Source organism: Gemmatimonadaceae bacterium (assembly GCA_019752115.1).
Lineage (GTDB): Bacteria > Gemmatimonadota > Gemmatimonadetes > Gemmatimonadales > Gemmatimonadaceae > Gemmatimonas.
Genome location: JAIEMN010000018.1, coordinates 146,174 through 162,260 on the forward strand (window position 1 = coordinate 146,174; position 16,087 = coordinate 162,260).

Below are 16,087 nucleotides of genomic sequence, written 5' to 3' on the forward strand. Positions count from 1 at the left end.
CATGTCAGTGGCCTCCGACCTTGCGCTCATACTGCGCAAGATAGCGCACCACGGCATCGGCGATGGTGTCGGCGAGTGTGGCCTGCTGCGCCGGATCGGTCATGTAATCGGCTTCGGCCTTGTTCGTGCCAAAGCCGATCTCCACGAGCACCGCCGGCATGAAGGCGGTGACCAGCACGCGAAAGCCGGCCTGCTTGACGCCCCGATTCGGGCCCGGATGCACGGCCTTCATGCCGCCGTTGATGAGCGCGGCCAATTGTGACGACTCGCGCAGGTGTTCGTTCTGCGCCATGTCGCGGATGATGAACCCCAGCGGATCGTCTCGAGACGCGTCGACCGTGGTCTCGAAGCGAATCGCTTCGTTTTCCATCGCCGCCACCCGACGCTCGTCTTCCGTCTTCGCCTCGGCGAGAAAATACGTCTCGAAGCCGCGTGCGCCGCCCGGATTGGTCCATCGCGGGTTGGCCGCATTGACGTGAATGGACACGAAGAGATCGGCGTGCGCCTGGTTCGCAATCTTCCCGCGATCCGAGAGCGCGATGAGCGTGTCGGTGGTGCGCGTCATGACGACCGCGACGCCGCGCGCCTCGAGGGCGCGACGCAGTTCCTTGGACACGGCGAGCGTGACGTTCTTTTCGTAGATCTTGCGCGGCGAGCCGATCGGGCCCGTCATGCCGTTGTCGGGGCCACCGTGCCCGGCATCCACCACCACGATGCGCTGGCCGCGGACGGTGGGCCGCGGGTCCGGGCGCGACTCGCTGCGGGGCGCAGCTGGTGCCGGCGTACTGGCCGGTCGCGTTGGCGCGCGCGGCGGTGTGCGCGACGCCACGACGGGCGTGAAGCGTCGGACCTCCCGCTTCTCCTCGTCGAAGAGGACCCCGGCGCCCAGCCGTGGCAACAGATCGGAGGCGAGCGTCAGCGGCACATACCACTGCCCGCCCTGTCGAATGACTTCGGAGGTCAGCGCCACGGTGTCGTCGGCCATGACCGCGAGCGCCGATCCGGCTTCCACATCAATGCCCACCGTGCCGACCTCCAGCCGCAGGCGCCGCGGCAGGCGGGCATCGATGACCGCCTGCCCTCCCAGCGCCTCGACCAGCGCATCGGCGCGGACCGCGGTGCTGCCGTCGGGGTGACGAATGGCGGGCACGGTGCGCACGCGATCTCCCACGCGCACCGTGAGCGGGGCCGGCGAGCCCGCGATGTTGCCCGTGGTCGCCGTGGCTTGCGCGCCGACGGCCGACGCGGGCACGGTCGCGAGTGCGATCGCGAGCACGAGCCAGGCCATCAGGCCCAGCGCTTTCCCGCCGCGGCCGCCCACTGTCACCGCTTGCGCAGCACGCGCGCGATTTCGCGCTCGGCGTCGCGCTTCTTGAGGTCTTCGCGCTTGTCGTGCTGCTGCTTGCCGCGCACGAGCGCGAGGCGAACCTTCACCTTCCCGCCCTTGAAGTAGAGATCGAGGGGCACCAGGGTGAGCCCCTGGCGTTCCACCGAACCGATCATGCGGCGGATCTCGCGCTTGTGCAGCAGGAGCTTCCGGGTGCGCGTGGGCTCGTGGTTGAACAGGTTGCCGTGCCCGTAGGCACCGATGTGCAGGTTGAGCACGAAGATCTCGCCATCCTTCACGATCCCGAATGCGTCGGTCAGGTTGGCCCGACCGTCACGCAACGCCTTGACCTCGGTCCCGGTGAGCACAATGCCCGCTTCCCAGGTATCGAGGATTTCGTAGTCGTGGCGCGCGCGCTTGTTCCGCGCGATCAGTTCGGTGGACTCGTCGCTGTCCTTGGCGTTCGTCGCTGCCATACGTGGGGTAACGTAATCGCACGGCTGCCCCGGAGTATGCGCACGGACCGGACGTGTGCATCACATTCACACCCAAGTGGCCCGCTGGCGTTGACTTCGGGGGCGCCCACGGTCTATTCTTCCCGACCCTGCCGGGCGCTGCCTCGCAGGGACCCGCCGAAGTGGTGGAATTGGTAGACGCGCTGCGTTCAGGGCGCAGTGTCCGCAAGGACGTGCCGGTTCGAGTCCGGCCTTCGGCACCTGATACAAAAAAGGGCACCGGGTTTCCGGTGCCCTTTTTTGTGTGTCCGGCAGTCCGTGCCGCGCTCAGCTGCGCAAGGCCGACGGCCGGATGTCCTCGGGCAACGACGCGGCGCCGAACACGGCCCGGAGCGCTTCATTGAGCGCGGACCGATTCTCCAGCACGAACTGCGTGGCGGGCTCCAGCTGCGCGGCGGTCGGGGCCCCGATGCCGGCGCCCTCGAGGAGCACCCGGGCCAGCCGCACGGCCGGTGCCTCCGGGCTCCCGCGCAACGCGAGGGCTGCGGAATACGCCCGCCACCGTTCCGGCCACAAGCGGCCGACGTCCGGATCCCGCTTGGCCTCGGCCGCGAGCAAGGGCTGCAGCTGGTGACTGACATCGGCCGCCGTCTGGTCGTCGAGCGCGTCCCGCTCGGCGACGATCAGGCCGATCGCGAGCAGCGCGAACCGGAGCTCACGACGGGCGACCACCCCACCCGCGCCCGCCTCCAGGAGCCGCACGATTGCCTCATCCGGCTCCCGCAGCATGCGCCCCACATAGCTCTCGACCCGGCGGCGGCGCTCCCGCGCGGCCTGCCATTCGGTCCAGAGTCCCATCGACGGGGCTCAGCCCTGCAGGATGGGGAGTGCGCCAGGCACGTCCGCCGCCGCCTCGTAGGCAGGCAGGCCGACCCGATTCCGCACCACTGACTCATCGGCCAGCAGGTCGCTCAGCTTCACCCCTTCGAGGACTTCATCGATCCGCTGCTGGAGCAGCATCCAGACAGGGCGGATGCTGCAGTTCTCGGCCTCGGCACAGCGGGAGCTGTCAACCGGGTGCGAGACGCAGTGGAGGTCGAAGGTGGTGAGCTCCGATGCCTGAATGACATCGCGCACCGAAATGGCCTCTGGGTCGCGGGCCAGCGAATAGCCACCGCGGGCGCCGCGGGTGCTGTTGACGATCCCGGCCCGACGCATCCGCAGGAGAATCTGCTCGACATAATCACCGGGCAGCTTTTCCCGGGCGGCGACATCGCGCCCGGTCACCGGCCCGGTGCCCGCCCGCCGCGCCAGGTGCAGCGCGCAGATCAGTCCGTACTCCGCCCACGTCGTAATGCGCATGTGTCGAGTCTACGCCCGGGGCATGGAGCTGACAAGAGTACTCGGACTTACCGTCCGGTCGGGGGTCACCTGTTGCGCACCGGGTGACGATCAGCCCGCCGCCGAGGCCGGATGATCACCGGACGGGACACCGATCTCGGTCATCTTGCGCAGGTCCAGCACCGCGTCCACCTGCTCGGGCGGGAGCACCCCCTCCCGGCGCACGAGGTCCCGAATGAGCACGCCCTCGCGCACCGAGCGCTTGGCGAGCTCCGCCGCGGCGGCGTACCCGATCTGGGGCATGAGGGCCGTCGCAAGCGCCGCCGAGCGCTCCACCCAGTACTCGCACATGGCCACGTTGGCCTCGATCCCCTGCAGACAGCGCTCCGCGAAGACCGTCAACGCATTCGTAAGGATCTGCATGGCAAAGAGCACGTTGTGCGCGATCACCGGCATCATGACGTTGAGCTCCAACTGCCCATGCTCGGCGGCCAGCGTCACCGTCGTATCGCACCCGATCACCTGAAAGCACACCTGATTGACCATCTCCGGGATCGACGGATTGATCTTGCCCGGCATGATGCTCGATCCCGGTTGCACGGCTGGCAGCACAATCTCATCGAGCCCCGTGCGCGGCCCTGAGGCCATGAGCCGCAGGTCGCTCGCGATCTTGGAGAGCTCGATGGCGGCCCCGCGGAGCGCGCCACTGAAGGCAGCCGCATCGCCCAGGCTCTGCATCAGCTGAATGCGATCCTCCCCTTCGCGCAACGCGGCCAGGCCGCTGATGCTCCGAAGATGCTGCACCATACGGGCGGGATACGACGGTTCCACCGTGACACCGGTGCCCACCGCCGAGCCACCGATGCCGAGATCCCGCAGATAATCGGCGGCCTCGTCGAGGCGACGCGACGCGCGGGACACCGACCGCGCGTACGCCGCAAACTCCTGCCCGAGTCGAATGGGCATGGCATCCTGCAGATGAGTGCGCCCCGCCTTCACGATATCGTCGAAGGCCTGCGCACGACCGGTGAGCGCGACCTCGACGGCGTGCAGTGCCGCCCGCAGCGCCGGCCATTGACGCAGCACCGCCAGTCGAATGGCGGTGGGGATCGTGTCATTCGTGCTCTGCGCCATGTTCACATGATCATTGGGGTGCACGGGCGCGTAGCTGCCGCGTGGATGCCCCAGCAACTCATTGGCACGGTTCGCCAACACCTCGTTCACATTCATGTTGTGCGAGGTCCCCGCGCCGGCCTGATACGGATCCACCACGAACTGCTCGCGATGCTGACCGCGGAGCACTTCGTCGGCCGCCGCCACGATGGCATCGGCGCGCTCGGCGTCCAGTCGCCCCGTCTCCCGGTGTGTCAGGGCGGCCGCCTTCTTGATCCAGACCTGGGCCACCACAAACGGTTCGAGCGGACGCAGGCCGCTGATCGGGAAGTTCTGAAGGGCGCGTTCCGTCTGGACGCCATACAGCGCCTCACGCGGCACGTTGATCGCGCCCAGGGGATCGCGCTCGGAACGCGTCTCCATGCGACCTCCAGCATTGGGGTAGGACCAAACACGCGCGGCGCCCGACACCGGGCGCCGCGTCACCGCTCCGTCACCGCCGCTCAGGGAAACGTGACGACGGTATCGATGGTACTGGTCAGATGCAGCAGGGTGTTGGCGTCGATCACCCGCTCGTTCGTCCGCCAGCGCAGCAGGCGCATGGAGCGCAGCGCACTTGGGCTCGCGAGGAAGCCGGTGAGATAGCTGGCGGGGATGGTGACGTTGCCGTCGTCCTGCAGCACACAGTACACCTGCTCGTTGGGCGCGGAGACGGACCCGCTCGTGGCGTAGCGGAGCTGCAGCTGAATGGAGGAGACGCCATCGCCGGTGCCGTTCCACCGCACCACCCAATCGGCGTTGGCGGCCGGCAACGTGAGCGGCCCGGGCACGATCGGTTCCGCCAGCTTGAGCGTGAGCGTACTCAGCGGGAACACCGCGCCACCATCCGGCACGCTGATCGTGACGCTCTCGCCGCTCGAGTAGGTGACCTGATTGGCGCCGCTCTCGTAGCGCAGCGTCGTGCTGTTGTACGGCATCGGCACGCTGCGCGCGCCGATACTCAGGGCAAGCCCGGAGCCGACGCTGTTCATGCCCGTGGTCGCCGACGTGGTCGTGTCGATCCGGCTGATGATGCACTGATCGAACTGATTGTTCGAACTGTTCGGGACGCTGACGTTCACGCCCTTGAAGAAGATCATGGTGGCCAGGCCGACCGCCGCGGTCGTGCCGTTGTTGCGGGCCTGCACATTCAAGGCCCCGTAGCGATTCGGCTGCGCCTCGGAACCGGACAGATTGCTGCAGGCGGCGAGCACCACACCACTACTCAGCAGCAGGACGAGCGACGACAGGCGAGCACGCATGAGGGACACCGGAACGGGGAAGGCGGAGCGCAACGGAGGGATCGGATGCCGGTCAGGCCCCGATGGGACGCGCGGCCCCGCGGAGGAACGGATTGGTGGCGAGTTCACGGCCGATCGTGGTAGTAACACCGTGCCCGGGCAATACCCGAGTTCCCTCCTCGAGGGTCGCCAGACGCATCAGCGACCGCTGCATCGCGGACGGATCGCAGAGCGGCAGATCGGTGCGTCCGATCGACCCCGCAAAGAGCACGTCGCCGGAAATGCAGAGCCCGTGCCCAATGAACGCCACGTGCCCCGGTGCGTGGCCAGGCACGTGCCAGACGTCAAAGCGGTAGGCGCCAAGCGCCACCGTCCCGCCTTCGGCGAGCGCGTCGGTGGAGGTGGGGGGATTCTCGACGGTGAGGCCCCAGCGGGCGCCCGTCTCACTGGCCCGCCCGTAGAAGACCTGATCGTCGGGATGCACGAAGATGGGGACCGGCAGCCGGCGTACGACGCCCGCCACGCCGCCCACGTGATCGAAGTGCGCGTGGGTGAGCCAGATGGCCGTGAGCGTCGCGCCCTCCGCCTCCACGGCAGCGACGAGGCGCTCGGCTTCATCGCCGGGATCCACCAACACGGCGGCCTTCGTCTCGGGGTCCACGAGGAGATAGCAGTTCTCCTCGAGCGGACCGACCGTGAGCTGGTGAATGCGCAGGGCCATGGCGGCGCTCAGTGGGCGTCGGGTTGGGACACGCTGCTTTCCCCGGTCTCGAGAACCGGCGATTCCCCGATCCCGTGATGCGCCAGCCACCGCTCGGCTTCGAGCGCGGCCATGCACCCCGTGCCGGCCGACGTGATCGCCTGGCGATAGTAGTCATCGATCACGTCCCCAGCGGCGAAGACCCCATCGATGTTCGTCGCCGTGCGCCACGGCGCGACGGTGATGTAACCGTGCGCGGTCGTGGTGATCTGACCACCCAGGAACGCGGTGTTCGGCGTGTGACCGATCGCCACGAAGAGCCCGCCGACCTCGAGTTCGGATTCCGTGCCGGCCACGGTATCGCGCAGGCGCACCCCGGTGATGAACTCCTGCCCGAGGACCTCGACTACTTCGGCGTTCCAGATCACCCGCACCTTGGGATGTGTCAGCACGCGGTTGGCCATGACCTTGGACGCCCGGAACGCGTCGCGCCGGTGAATCACCACCACTTCGCTCGCGAACTTCGTGAGATACATGGCTTCTTCCATGGCCGTGTCACCGCCGCCAACCACCGCCAGGCGCTTGTTGCGATAGAAGGGCATGGCGCCGTCGCACACCGCACACGCGGACACGCCACCGCCCTGCTGCGCCAGACGGATCTCACTCTCGAGCCCGATCCACTTCGCCGCCGCTCCGGTGGCGATGATGACGGTGTGGGCCGTGAACTCGCCCGACCAGTCGGTCTTCACCCGGAAAGGCCGCTGCGAGAAATCCACCGACGCGACCATGTCGGAGACCACGCGCGTCCCATGGTGAACCGCCTGCGCCTTGATGCGCTCCATGAGCTCCGGACCGCTGATGGCCTCGGGGAACCCCGGAAAGTTCTCGATATCGGTCGTGAGCATCAGCTGCCCGCCCGGCAACTGCGTGCCGATGGGGACGCCCTCGATCACGAGCGGCTTGAGATTCGCGCGAGCCGCATAGATGCCGGCGGTCCAGGCAGCGGGGCCGGAACCGATGATGACGACGTTTTCGGCACTCTGTTCGGCGCTCGAGGCAGACATGGGGAGATCGGAGAAAAGGTCAGTCAACGGCCAGCACACCGAGTGCGCCGTGGCAATGCGATACCGTACCCACGAGCACCCGCAGCGGGCTGGACGCGCCCCACTCCGCCAGTTGCTCATCGGCCACCGCGATCGTGGCCGCGTCGATCATGCCGACGCCGAACGTGCGGTGCTCACAGTGAAAGATAAGCGAACGGTCGAGGGTCGGATCGGCCGCGGCGAACTGGCGCATCGCCACGGGCATGGACCAGTCGCGCGGTCCGCGGGTGGCCGGGCACTTGGCCGGCTCGATGCAGTTCACCGGACAGGTCCAGGTGGCGAAGCTGACGTAGTGCCGGGCGTCGGGTGCCGCCCGTTCCCACGGCGTCGTCGGCGGCGACACGAGGGGCGCCACCTGGATCGATCGCTGCGGCCAGCGCGCCCGGGCTCGGGTCGTGAGCCAGTCGAAGCACAGATGGGGCATGAGCGGCGAGGGGACCATGGCATCGTCGCGCAGCACCGCCGCCCCCTGCGCCAGCCACGCCGCGAGATAGCCGTCCCAGGTGGCCACCTCGAGGTGTACGGGGGCGCCGGCGTACGCGCCCGCCGCGAGCGCCTGCGCGACCCGACAGGCGGGATCGCGATCCACCACCACGATCTCGCGCGCGGTCAGGGCGCCGCGGGTGATGGCGCGCGTCAGCTGCTGGGCGTACCAGCTGCCATAGCAACCGCCGCCGATGATCACGATGCGCCCGAAATGCAGATCGTCACGCGTCCGGGCCGCCGACGCGTCGCGCGCGCCGGGTGCGCTCACCGGCGCAGGTGCCGGCCGCCATCCACCTGCAGGATGGTCCCGGTGACGTACTCCGCCTCGACGAGATAGTGCATGGCCTGCACGACATCGGCCGGCATGCCGCTGCGGGCCAGTGGCACATCACGCAGGAACGAGGCGATCGCCGCCTCACTGAGATCATCGGGCGCGAGCACCAGGCCGGGCGCCACGCCATTCACGCGAATATCGGGGCCCAGCGCCGCCGCGAAGGTGGCGACGAGCTGCGGCAGCGCACTCTTCGTCACCTGATGCGGGATCAGATGCGGGAACCCGGTTTCGTGCGCGAGATGATCGGCCATCTGAATGATCACCCCGCCCTTCCCCATTACTTTGGCCGCCGCCTGCATGAGAAAGAACGGCGCGCGCAGGTTGATGGCTTCGGTGCGGACCCACTCGTCCACCGTTACCTCAGCGAACGGTTTGTTCAGCATGAGGCTGGCGCTGCTGACGAGCACATCGAGCGCGCCACAGGTGTCGATCGCGGCGCGCACCAGCCGCGACGGCGCCAGGGCATCGGCCAGGTCCTCCTGCACCACCACGACGCGCACGCCATGCAGCCGACGCAGCTCGGTGGCCAGCTGTTCGGCCTCCGCCGCGGAGGCACCATGATGCATCACCACGTCGTAGCCGCGCGCGGCAAAGCTGCGCGTGATTTCGGCGCCGAGGCGCCGCGCGCCGCCGGTGATGAGCGCGACGCGTCGCGTGGGGTCCGTGGCCGGCGTCATGAGGCGTGTCCTGCCCGGTGGGTCGCTCAGGACGTCGTGGCCGCCGCGCGCGTCGCGGCTTTGGCGTCTTGCCAATCGAGCCACACCTTCGGCACCATCTGCCCCCCAAGCCGGCGCGGGCCGTCGGTGTTGCCGTGCCAGTCGGACCCGCCACTGGGGAGGAGCCCCGCCTGCTCGGTGTACTCGACCAGGCGCTGCACGAGATATGGGGGGTGGCTCGGATGCAGGACCTCTACACAATCGAGTCCGGCGGCGGCGAGGCGCGCGATGCGCGTCGGCGTGGCCGCTTCGCCCGGATGCGCCCACACGGCGAGCCCGCCGGCGCGATGCACCAGCGCGATGGCATCGGCCACATCGAACTTGTCCTTGGCCATGTAGGCGGGCCGCCCCCAGCCGATCCACTTGTCGAAGGCTTCCCGGAACTCGCGCACGTAGCCGCCGGCGAGCATGGCCCGCGCGATGTGCGGGCGGCCAACCGCGCCCGTGCCCGCCTCCGCGAGGACCGCCTCCATTGTCACCGGAATGCCGTGGCCGTTGAGCATCTCGACGATGCGCTCGGCGCGCGTCACGCGCTCTGCCTGCAACGCGCGAAGCGCATCGCGCATGGTATCGCGATGCACGAGGTGCAGACCGAGCAAATGCAGTTCATCGTCGTCGAACCAGGTGCTCAACTCGACGCCGGGCACGATGCGCACGCCAAGCGGCGTACCGGCCGCCGTGGCCTCATCGATGCCTTCCACGGAGTCGTGATCGGTCAGCGCGATCGCCACGAGGCCCGCGGCGGCGGCCGCTTCCACCGTGGCGGTTGGCGAGAGCGCTCCGTCGCTCGCGGTGGTGTGCACCTGCAAGTCGACGAAGGCAGGGGTCTCCGTCACGCGTGATACCCCGCTTCCGGCGATCGGTCACCGGATTGCGAGAGCCGGAAGTATTCCACGAGCTGGGCGTCCGAGAGTTCGGCGAGCGACTGTTCGCGCGAACGCACGCCCATGGGCGCGTAGCGCGTGACGCGCACCTGCCGTGCGTCTCCCGCGCCGGACACGAAAATGAGGCCGAATTCGTCGCCGACGGATTGCGTCAGAAAGCCTGACGGATAGACCTGCCACCGACGTCCGTCGATGTCCACCTGACGTGAAGGCACGTCACTCTCCTTGAATCTCACCCCAGCGATCGACCGCGGCTTCGGGGCCCACCAGCGCCACGAGATCTTCCTCGCGCTTCGCCTCGGTGAACTCGAGAAACCGACCAGCCTCGCCAGCGTGCTCAAAAACCCAGAAATGCGCCTGCAGCGATGCCGCGAGCGTGCGGCGATGTGCCACGGTCGCAAGATATGCCGCGCGCGCTGCGTCCTGTACTCGGCGTTCCTGCATGTGCAGCGCGCGGGGCATTCTGGATTACCCCACCACGTCGGAAACGGACTCGAGCGCCCGCTTGAGATCGCCCATGAAGCGATCGGCATCGGCGCCGTCGACCACGCGGTGATCAAAGGAGAGCGCGAAATAGGCGCAGGTCCGGATCGCGATAGTCTCTTCGCCATCCGGTCCGGTGACGACCTTGGGCCGCTTCTCGATGGCCCCGAGGCAGAGGATCGCCGTGGTCCCCACCGGGATGATCGGCGTGCCATACAGCGAGCCGAAGGTGCCGGGGTTCGTGACGGTGAACGTGGCGTCCTGCACATCGGTGGGGCTCAGCTTCTTGCTCCTCGCGCGGCCGGCCAAGTCATTGGCGCCCCGCGACAGGCCGGTCAGCGAGAGCTCATCGGCGTGCTTGAGCACGGGCACGATCAACCCCGTGGGCTCGAGCGCCACCGCGATCCCGAGATTGATGGCGCGGCGATAGATGATGTCGGTGCCCGAGACGGCGGCGTTGAGCACCGGATGACGCTTGAGCTGCTGACACACCGCCTGCAGGATGAACGGCAGGTAGGTGAGCTTCTGCCCCGACTGCGCCTCGAAGTCCTTGCGCATGGCGGTCCGCACGCGCGCGACGCGCGTGAGATCGACTTCCCACACCGTCGTGACGTGCGCGGCCACCCGCTTGGCCAGCGTCATGTGATCCGCCGTGAGCTTGCGGATCTTGTTCATGGGCTCGACCGTGTCGCCCGCCCACGGCGTCGGCTGCGGACCGTGCGGCTCCACGCCGCCCGGGGCATGCATGGACGGACCGGCGCCCGCGCCTGCGGCTGGACGGGTGGCGAGGAAGGACTCGAGATCCTCCTTCGTCACCCGCCCGGCGATCCCGGAGCCGGAGAGCGCGGCGATCTCGACGCCATGCTCCGCCGCCATCTTTCGGACGAGCGGGCTGGATTTGGTGCGGAGCCGGTCTTCCAGTGAGCCGCTCGTCGAGGGCGCGGAGGGGGAGGATGGCGCGGCTGGCGCCGCGCTGGTGGCTTTCGCGGACGGGCTCGCTGGCGCTTCGACCGCGGAGGCGGACTGCGCGGGCGCTGGCGCGGGCGCCGCGGCGGGCGCGTTGGCGGCCGCGGCGGCATCCGTTTCCAGACGGGCAACGACCGTGTTCACGCCAACCGTCGTGCCTTCCCCGACGATGATCTCGACCAGAATCCCGGCCGACGGGGACGGGATCTCGGCGTCCACCTTGTCCGTGGAGATCTCGAAGATCGGTTCGTCGCGCTTGACGGCGTCGCCGACCTTCTTGAGCCAGCGGGACACGGTGCCTTCCGCGATGGATTCGCCCATCTGCGGCATGATCACGTCTACACGAGCCACTCGGTCATCCTCGATCGGTAGGAATGGCGTCGGCCGCGCGATCCGCGCGGCGCAGGCGCCACAAGGCAAAGACAGGGAGGGACAGAGCGCCGATGGCGGCGCCCCAACCGGCGTAGACCCACCAGTCGCAGGCCGGGAGCCCCGGCTCGGGGGTACAGCGACTGAAGAACCCGGCGAACTTGCCGATGCCCACCCCGGACATCGCCCCGCTCACCCCGCCGATGAAAAACGTAAAGCACCCCACCCCGATGTTACGGCCAACCCGGTCCTCGGGTTGTGCGTTCGGGGTTGCCGGTCCGGCCATCAGTAGCCTGCCTCGATCTGGTGGCGGGGGTCGGCAGTCCGGTGCAGGAGATTGAAATACTTCTTCACGTTCTTGTCGAGCCGACTTTCGCCCACCTGATCGGTGTGCACCTCGACGAACGTGTAATGGCCGCCTTCCATCTTGACGCTAAGCGTCATGGTACCGAGCGCGCCGGAGAAGGACCGGGAACGCGCATCGGCGCCCCCGCGCGTAAGGCCGAGGGCGCCGAAGTGCCGGTCCGCGGCCTCGAGCACCTGATCAGGCGTCAGCGAGGTCCGGTGAAAATGCCGCATGAGAACGCGTGGGTTACGGAGTCTTCTTCTTGCCGGTGTCCTTCGGGGCCGCCGGCAGTTCGCCAGGCCGCGAGGATTGCGGGACACTGAAATCCCCCGGCTCGTCGGCCGAGAGGATGTCCTGGGTCCAGTCCTGCGTCTTCTGCAGCGCCTGCGTGGAATCGCGGCGGAACTGGACGGCCATGGCCCACATCCCTGCTGTCACGAACAGCAGGTTGCTGCGATAGGTGCCCAACTCCTCGGTGGCTTCGAGGCCGTTGGCGACCGTCTTCATGTCCCGGTTCGTGGCGAAGATGCGCCCCTGCCCGCCCTGAATCGGCGTGCCGGTCTTCGCATCATGCACCGTGATCCGCCAGTAGATCGGCTCGAGCGCGCGCGTCGGCTTGGTTTCCGGGGAGACCCGGATCGTGAAGTCCTCCGTCTTCAGACGGAGTTCGTTCTTCGGCGGCGTCCCCGCATCGCAGCCGGCCAACAGCAGGCCGGCTGCCGTGAGGAGCGCCGCGCCAAGCCGGCGCGAGCGCGTGAGGATCATTGGTAGTATTCGAGTCCGAGGTGCGTGATCTGCTCCTCACCCATCAGGTGACGGAGCGTGTTCTTCAGCTTCGTCTGCTGGATGAAAAGGTCATGCTCCGGCTGCAGCCCCGCAGCGACCGTCGGCGACTTGTAATAGAAGCTTAACCATTCCTGAATCCCCTTCATCCCCGCGCGCTGCGCGAAGTCGGAGAACAGGGCCAGGTCGAGCACGAGCGGCGCGGCCAGGATCGAATCGCGGCAGAGGAAGTTGACCTTGATCTGCATCGGGTAGCCGAGCCACCCCTTGATGTCGATGTTGTCCCAGCCTTCCTTATTGTCGCCGCGCGGCGGGTAGTAGTTGATGCGCACGACGTGCGAGAAATCCTTGTACAGCTCCGGGTACTTCTCGGGCTGCAGGATCGTGTGCAGCACGGACAGCTTGGACTCTTCCTTCGTCTTGAACGACGCCGGATCATCGAGCACTTCGCCGTCGCGGTTGCCGAGGATGTTGGTGGAGTACCAGCCCTCGAGCCCGAGCATGCGCGCCTTCATGCCCGGCGCGATGACGGTCTTCATCCACGTCTGGCCGGTCTTGAAGTCCTTGCCCGAGATCGCGACGCCCTTCTGATTCGCGAGCTCCACGAGCGCCGGGAAGTCGGCCGAGAGATTCGGCGCGCCATTGCAGTACGCGACGCCTTCCATGATGGCGGCGTAGGCGTACAGCATCGACGGCGCGATCGCCTCGTCGTTCTCTTCCATGGCCTTTTCGAAGGCCTCGATCGTCTGGTGCTGCGGGCCCGCCTTGATGAAGATCTCCGTCGAGCCGCACCACACCATCGCACCGCGCGTCGCGCCACTGTCGGCCATCACCTTGCGGATGTCGGCGCGGATCTGCTCGGCGAGTTCCTTCTTGTTCTTGCCCGTCTTCACGTTCGTCGCGCCGGTGATGCGCGTGACGTACTTGTTCTCGAAGACGGCGGGCATCGGCTTGATGCTCTTGAGGAAGTCGGCGATCGGCTCGATGTCGTCCTTCACGAGCACACCGGCCTTCGTCGCGGCCGTGTAGGCATCATCCGGAATCGGATCCCAGGCGCCGAACACGATGTCGTTCAGATCCGCGAGGGGCACGAACTCCTTGATGAGCGGGCTGCGATTCTCGGTGCGCTTGCCGAGGCGAATGGTCGCCATCTGGGTGAGCGAACCGATGGGCACGGAGAGGCCGCGGCGCACGCGCTCGACACCGGCGATGAACGTCGTCGCCACGGCGCCGAGCCCCGGCGTGAAGATAGCGAGCTTCCCGGTAGCCGGGGCGATGGTCGCGGGGGTGCCGCGGGTCGAGTCGGACACTGCGTTTATTCTCCAGGAGAGGTAGAGGTCGGAGCCGCCGTGGTGATGCGATGCACGTACGCCATGCGCTGGAAGAACGTGATCCACGCCGTCACCGTCAGCAGACAGACGATGGTGGCGAGCACCCAGCCGTTGAGCGCGAGGCCGAAGAAGGCCTGAGGCGCCGACAGCAGGGTGATGCGCTCGGGCCGTTGCAGCACGCCCACGCGCGCGGAGAAGCCGAGGCCCTCCGCACGGGCGTTCGTGTACGACGTGAGGAAGGTGGCGATCAGCCCAAGCACGGCGACCATCACCATGGCATCACTGGCGTGCACCGGATGGGTGGCATAGAACACCACCAATCCGCCCAGCAGGAAACCGTCGGCCACGCGATCCAGCGTGGAGTCGTAGAACGCCCCGAAGGTCGAACTTTGCCCCGTGCGCCGCGCCACCGTGCCGTCGAGCACATCGAAGAGCGCCGTCAACCCCAGAAACCATCCTCCCGTACGGATATGCCCCGAGGCGAAGATGACGCCCGCCGTGCAGGTGCACAGGGTTCCGATGGTGGTGATGGTGTTCGGACGCACCCGGCGCGCGACCAGCCAGTCCGCCACAGGGGCGATCACGGCCAGGTACCCGCGCACGATGGCGCTCCAGAGTGCTTGCATCTAGACGACGGTGACGGGACCGGTCCGATCAGACCGGAAAACGGTAACGGTTTCCAAACCAGACCGTAAAACCTAGGTCCCGCCGCCCCTCAACGGTAGAGATAGAACCGTCGCGCGTCCTTCTCGAAGGCAATCACCTGCGGCAGGAGGCGATCGAGTACGGCATCCGGATCGGCGCCGCCGAGCAGCGCCTCGCGCAGCTTCGCACTCCCCATGCGGAGGTCGAACCCCGGGGTGGTGATCCGCAGCGAGTCCCGATGGACCCGGTTGAGCGCCCAGAGGATCGCCGCCCCGATGCGGGCCGGCTGCGCCCGCTCCCGATCGGTCAGTTCGAGCCGCACCCCGGGGATGGTCCGCCCGGCAAACTTGCCATCGCCCGGCGCGTTCGGGGTAAAGCGCTCAGCGTGGAACTTGACGCCGGTGAGCGACAGATCTTCGAGCAGCTGCACAACCGTGTCCGCCTTGAGCCAGGACGCCCCGAACCGCTGGAAGGGCTCGCTGGTGCCCCGGCCGACCGACACGTTGCTGGCCTCGAAGGGGACGAGCGCGGGGTAGAAGAGCGCCGACGTGAGATTCGGCATGTTCGGCGACGGCCGCACCCACGGGAGGTCCGTCTCATCGAACCACATGGCGCGCCGCCAATTGCGCATGGGGACCACGGTGAGGCGGGCGCCCATCTTGAGCTGCGCCTGAAACAGGCGGGCCATCTCGCCCATCGTGAGGCCGTGTCGCAGCGGCATCGGATAGAGCGCAAAGCCATTTGTGCTTCCGGAGCCCGGGCCGGGATACGCCGCGTTGGCCAGCGCGGAATCGAGCAGCGGCCCTTCGCTCACGCCCGAGAGCGGATTGGGACGGTCGAGCACGAGCACCGGGATGCCCCGCTTCTCGGCGGCCTGCATGCTGTAGAGCATCACGCCCACGTAGGTCCACGTGCGGGTCCCGATGTCCTGCAGGTCCACCACGAGGATATCGACATCGCGCAGCAGCGAGTCTGGCGGCGGCATCGTCCGCTGCTGATAGAGCGAGTAGATCTTGAGCCCGGTTTTCGGGTCCGTCTCGTCGGCCAGATTGGTCCGGTCGGCCGTACCCGTCGCGCCGTGCTCCGGCGCAAAGAGCTTCACGAGCTTGACCCCGGCGGCCGTGGCGCGCTTGTCCGCAAAGAGCAGGTCGATCGAGCGCCGCCCCTTTTCGTCAACACCCGTCTGATTGGTCACCAGCGCGACCCGCTTGCCGGCGACGAGCTTGATGCTATCGTCCAAGAGGACGGTAATCCCCGGGCGGACCCTCCGATCGAGGAAGCGGTTGGCCATGGGGCCCACCTGATCGCCGTCGTCGGGGAGCGGGGCCTGATTCGGCCGCGGCCCGCACGCCGCGAGTACCAGCATGGCCAGCGATGCCAGCCTCCAAGTGCCCTTCACGCGATCTCTCCGTAGGTTTCGGGCGC

Annotated in this window: 20 protein-coding genes and 1 tRNA gene; 1 reads left to right on the plus strand and 20 read right to left on the minus strand. The window is 67.8% G+C overall.

Features of this window, described 5'->3' with window-relative positions:
* Positions 1-4: 4 nt before the first annotated feature.
* Positions 5-1,288, minus strand: coding sequence for an N-acetylmuramoyl-L-alanine amidase (locus tag K2R93_08290; protein MBY0489827.1), 1,284 nt, complete (start codon positions 1,286-1,288; stop codon positions 5-7).
* A 35-nt stretch (positions 1,289-1,323) separates the two neighbouring features.
* Positions 1,324-1,803 (minus strand): SsrA-binding protein SmpB, encoded by a 480-nt coding sequence (gene smpB / locus K2R93_08295; GenBank protein ID MBY0489828.1) that lies wholly within the window; start codon positions 1,801-1,803, stop codon positions 1,324-1,326.
* Between the two features lie 155 nt (positions 1,804-1,958).
* Here smpB and K2R93_08300 point away from each other — a divergent pair.
* Positions 1,959-2,042 (plus strand) — tRNA-Leu (locus tag K2R93_08300).
* Positions 2,043-2,109: 67 nt separating this feature from the next.
* Here the strand turns inward: K2R93_08300 and K2R93_08305 are convergent.
* The 18 genes from K2R93_08305 to K2R93_08390 all read right to left on the minus strand — a co-directional run bounded on the left by K2R93_08305 (position 2,110) and on the right by K2R93_08390 (position 16,061).
* A complete protein-coding gene (locus tag K2R93_08305) occupies positions 2,110-2,640 on the minus strand; it encodes a hypothetical protein (protein ID MBY0489829.1) in 531 nt (176 codons plus the stop codon).
* Positions 2,641-2,649: 9 nt separating this feature from the next.
* Positions 2,650-3,144, minus strand: a complete 495-nt coding sequence (locus K2R93_08310) for an Rrf2 family transcriptional regulator (GenBank protein ID MBY0489830.1) — start codon at positions 3,142-3,144, stop codon at positions 2,650-2,652.
* Positions 3,145-3,234: 90 nt separating this feature from the next.
* The gene (locus K2R93_08315; GenBank protein MBY0489831.1) at positions 3,235-4,659 is read right to left on the minus strand and encodes an aspartate ammonia-lyase; all 1,425 of its coding nucleotides are present in this window, start codon (positions 4,657-4,659) and stop codon (positions 3,235-3,237) included.
* 80 nt (positions 4,660-4,739) lie between these two features.
* On the minus strand, positions 4,740-5,537 hold the full coding sequence (locus K2R93_08320) for a hypothetical protein (protein ID MBY0489832.1): 798 nt from the start codon (positions 5,535-5,537) through the stop codon (positions 4,740-4,742).
* 52 nt (positions 5,538-5,589) lie between these two features.
* Positions 5,590-6,237: an MBL fold metallo-hydrolase gene (locus K2R93_08325; GenBank protein ID MBY0489833.1), complete on the minus strand. Its 648-nt coding sequence runs from the start codon at positions 6,235-6,237 to the stop codon at positions 5,590-5,592.
* Between the two features lie 8 nt (positions 6,238-6,245).
* Positions 6,246-7,280 (minus strand): thioredoxin-disulfide reductase, encoded by a 1,035-nt coding sequence (gene trxB, locus K2R93_08330; GenBank protein ID MBY0489834.1) that lies wholly within the window; start codon positions 7,278-7,280, stop codon positions 6,246-6,248.
* Positions 7,281-7,299: 19 nt separating this feature from the next.
* Positions 7,300-8,073 carry a hypothetical protein gene (locus K2R93_08335; GenBank protein ID MBY0489835.1) on the minus strand — a complete coding sequence of 258 codons (774 nt, stop codon included), beginning with the start codon at positions 8,071-8,073 and terminating at the stop codon, positions 7,300-7,302.
* Complete coding sequence (locus K2R93_08340; GenBank protein MBY0489836.1) at positions 8,070-8,816, minus strand: SDR family oxidoreductase; 747 nt, start codon at positions 8,814-8,816, stop codon at positions 8,070-8,072. The genes K2R93_08335 and K2R93_08340 overlap by 4 nt, the downstream gene beginning before the upstream one ends.
* Positions 8,817-8,842: 26 nt before the next feature.
* A complete protein-coding gene (locus K2R93_08345) occupies positions 8,843-9,691 on the minus strand; it encodes a PHP domain-containing protein (GenBank protein ID MBY0489837.1) in 849 nt (282 codons plus the stop codon).
* Entirely contained in the window at positions 9,688-9,954 is a 267-nt protein-coding gene (locus K2R93_08350) for a hypothetical protein (GenBank protein ID MBY0489838.1), read from the minus strand. Before K2R93_08350 ends, K2R93_08345 begins: the two co-directional genes overlap by 4 nt.
* Before the next feature lies 1 nt (position 9,955).
* Positions 9,956-10,132: a hypothetical protein gene (locus K2R93_08355; protein MBY0489839.1), complete on the minus strand. Its 177-nt coding sequence runs from the start codon at positions 10,130-10,132 to the stop codon at positions 9,956-9,958.
* A gap of 75 nt (positions 10,133-10,207) precedes the next feature.
* Positions 10,208-11,539, minus strand: coding sequence for a 2-oxo acid dehydrogenase subunit E2 (locus tag K2R93_08360; GenBank protein MBY0489840.1), 1,332 nt, complete (start codon positions 11,537-11,539; stop codon positions 10,208-10,210).
* 4 nt (positions 11,540-11,543) lie between these two features.
* Complete coding sequence (locus tag K2R93_08365; GenBank protein ID MBY0489841.1) at positions 11,544-11,843, minus strand: hypothetical protein; 300 nt, start codon at positions 11,841-11,843, stop codon at positions 11,544-11,546.
* Complete coding sequence (locus tag K2R93_08370) at positions 11,843-12,136, minus strand: hypothetical protein (GenBank protein MBY0489842.1); 294 nt, start codon at positions 12,134-12,136, stop codon at positions 11,843-11,845. Before K2R93_08370 ends, K2R93_08365 begins: the two co-directional genes overlap by 1 nt.
* A 13-nt stretch (positions 12,137-12,149) precedes the next feature.
* Positions 12,150-12,668: a hypothetical protein gene (locus tag K2R93_08375; GenBank protein ID MBY0489843.1), complete on the minus strand. Its 519-nt coding sequence runs from the start codon at positions 12,666-12,668 to the stop codon at positions 12,150-12,152.
* The gene (locus K2R93_08380) at positions 12,665-13,996 is read right to left on the minus strand and encodes an inositol-3-phosphate synthase (protein MBY0489844.1); all 1,332 of its coding nucleotides are present in this window, start codon (positions 13,994-13,996) and stop codon (positions 12,665-12,667) included. Before K2R93_08380 ends, K2R93_08375 begins: the two co-directional genes overlap by 4 nt.
* Positions 13,997-14,001: 5 nt before the next feature.
* Positions 14,002-14,643 carry a CDP-alcohol phosphatidyltransferase family protein gene (locus K2R93_08385; GenBank protein MBY0489845.1) on the minus strand — a complete coding sequence of 214 codons (642 nt, stop codon included), beginning with the start codon at positions 14,641-14,643 and terminating at the stop codon, positions 14,002-14,004.
* A gap of 89 nt (positions 14,644-14,732) precedes the next feature.
* Positions 14,733-16,061 (minus strand): DUF1343 domain-containing protein, encoded by a 1,329-nt coding sequence (locus K2R93_08390; protein ID MBY0489846.1) that lies wholly within the window; start codon positions 16,059-16,061, stop codon positions 14,733-14,735.
* Positions 16,062-16,087 lie beyond the last annotated feature (26 nt).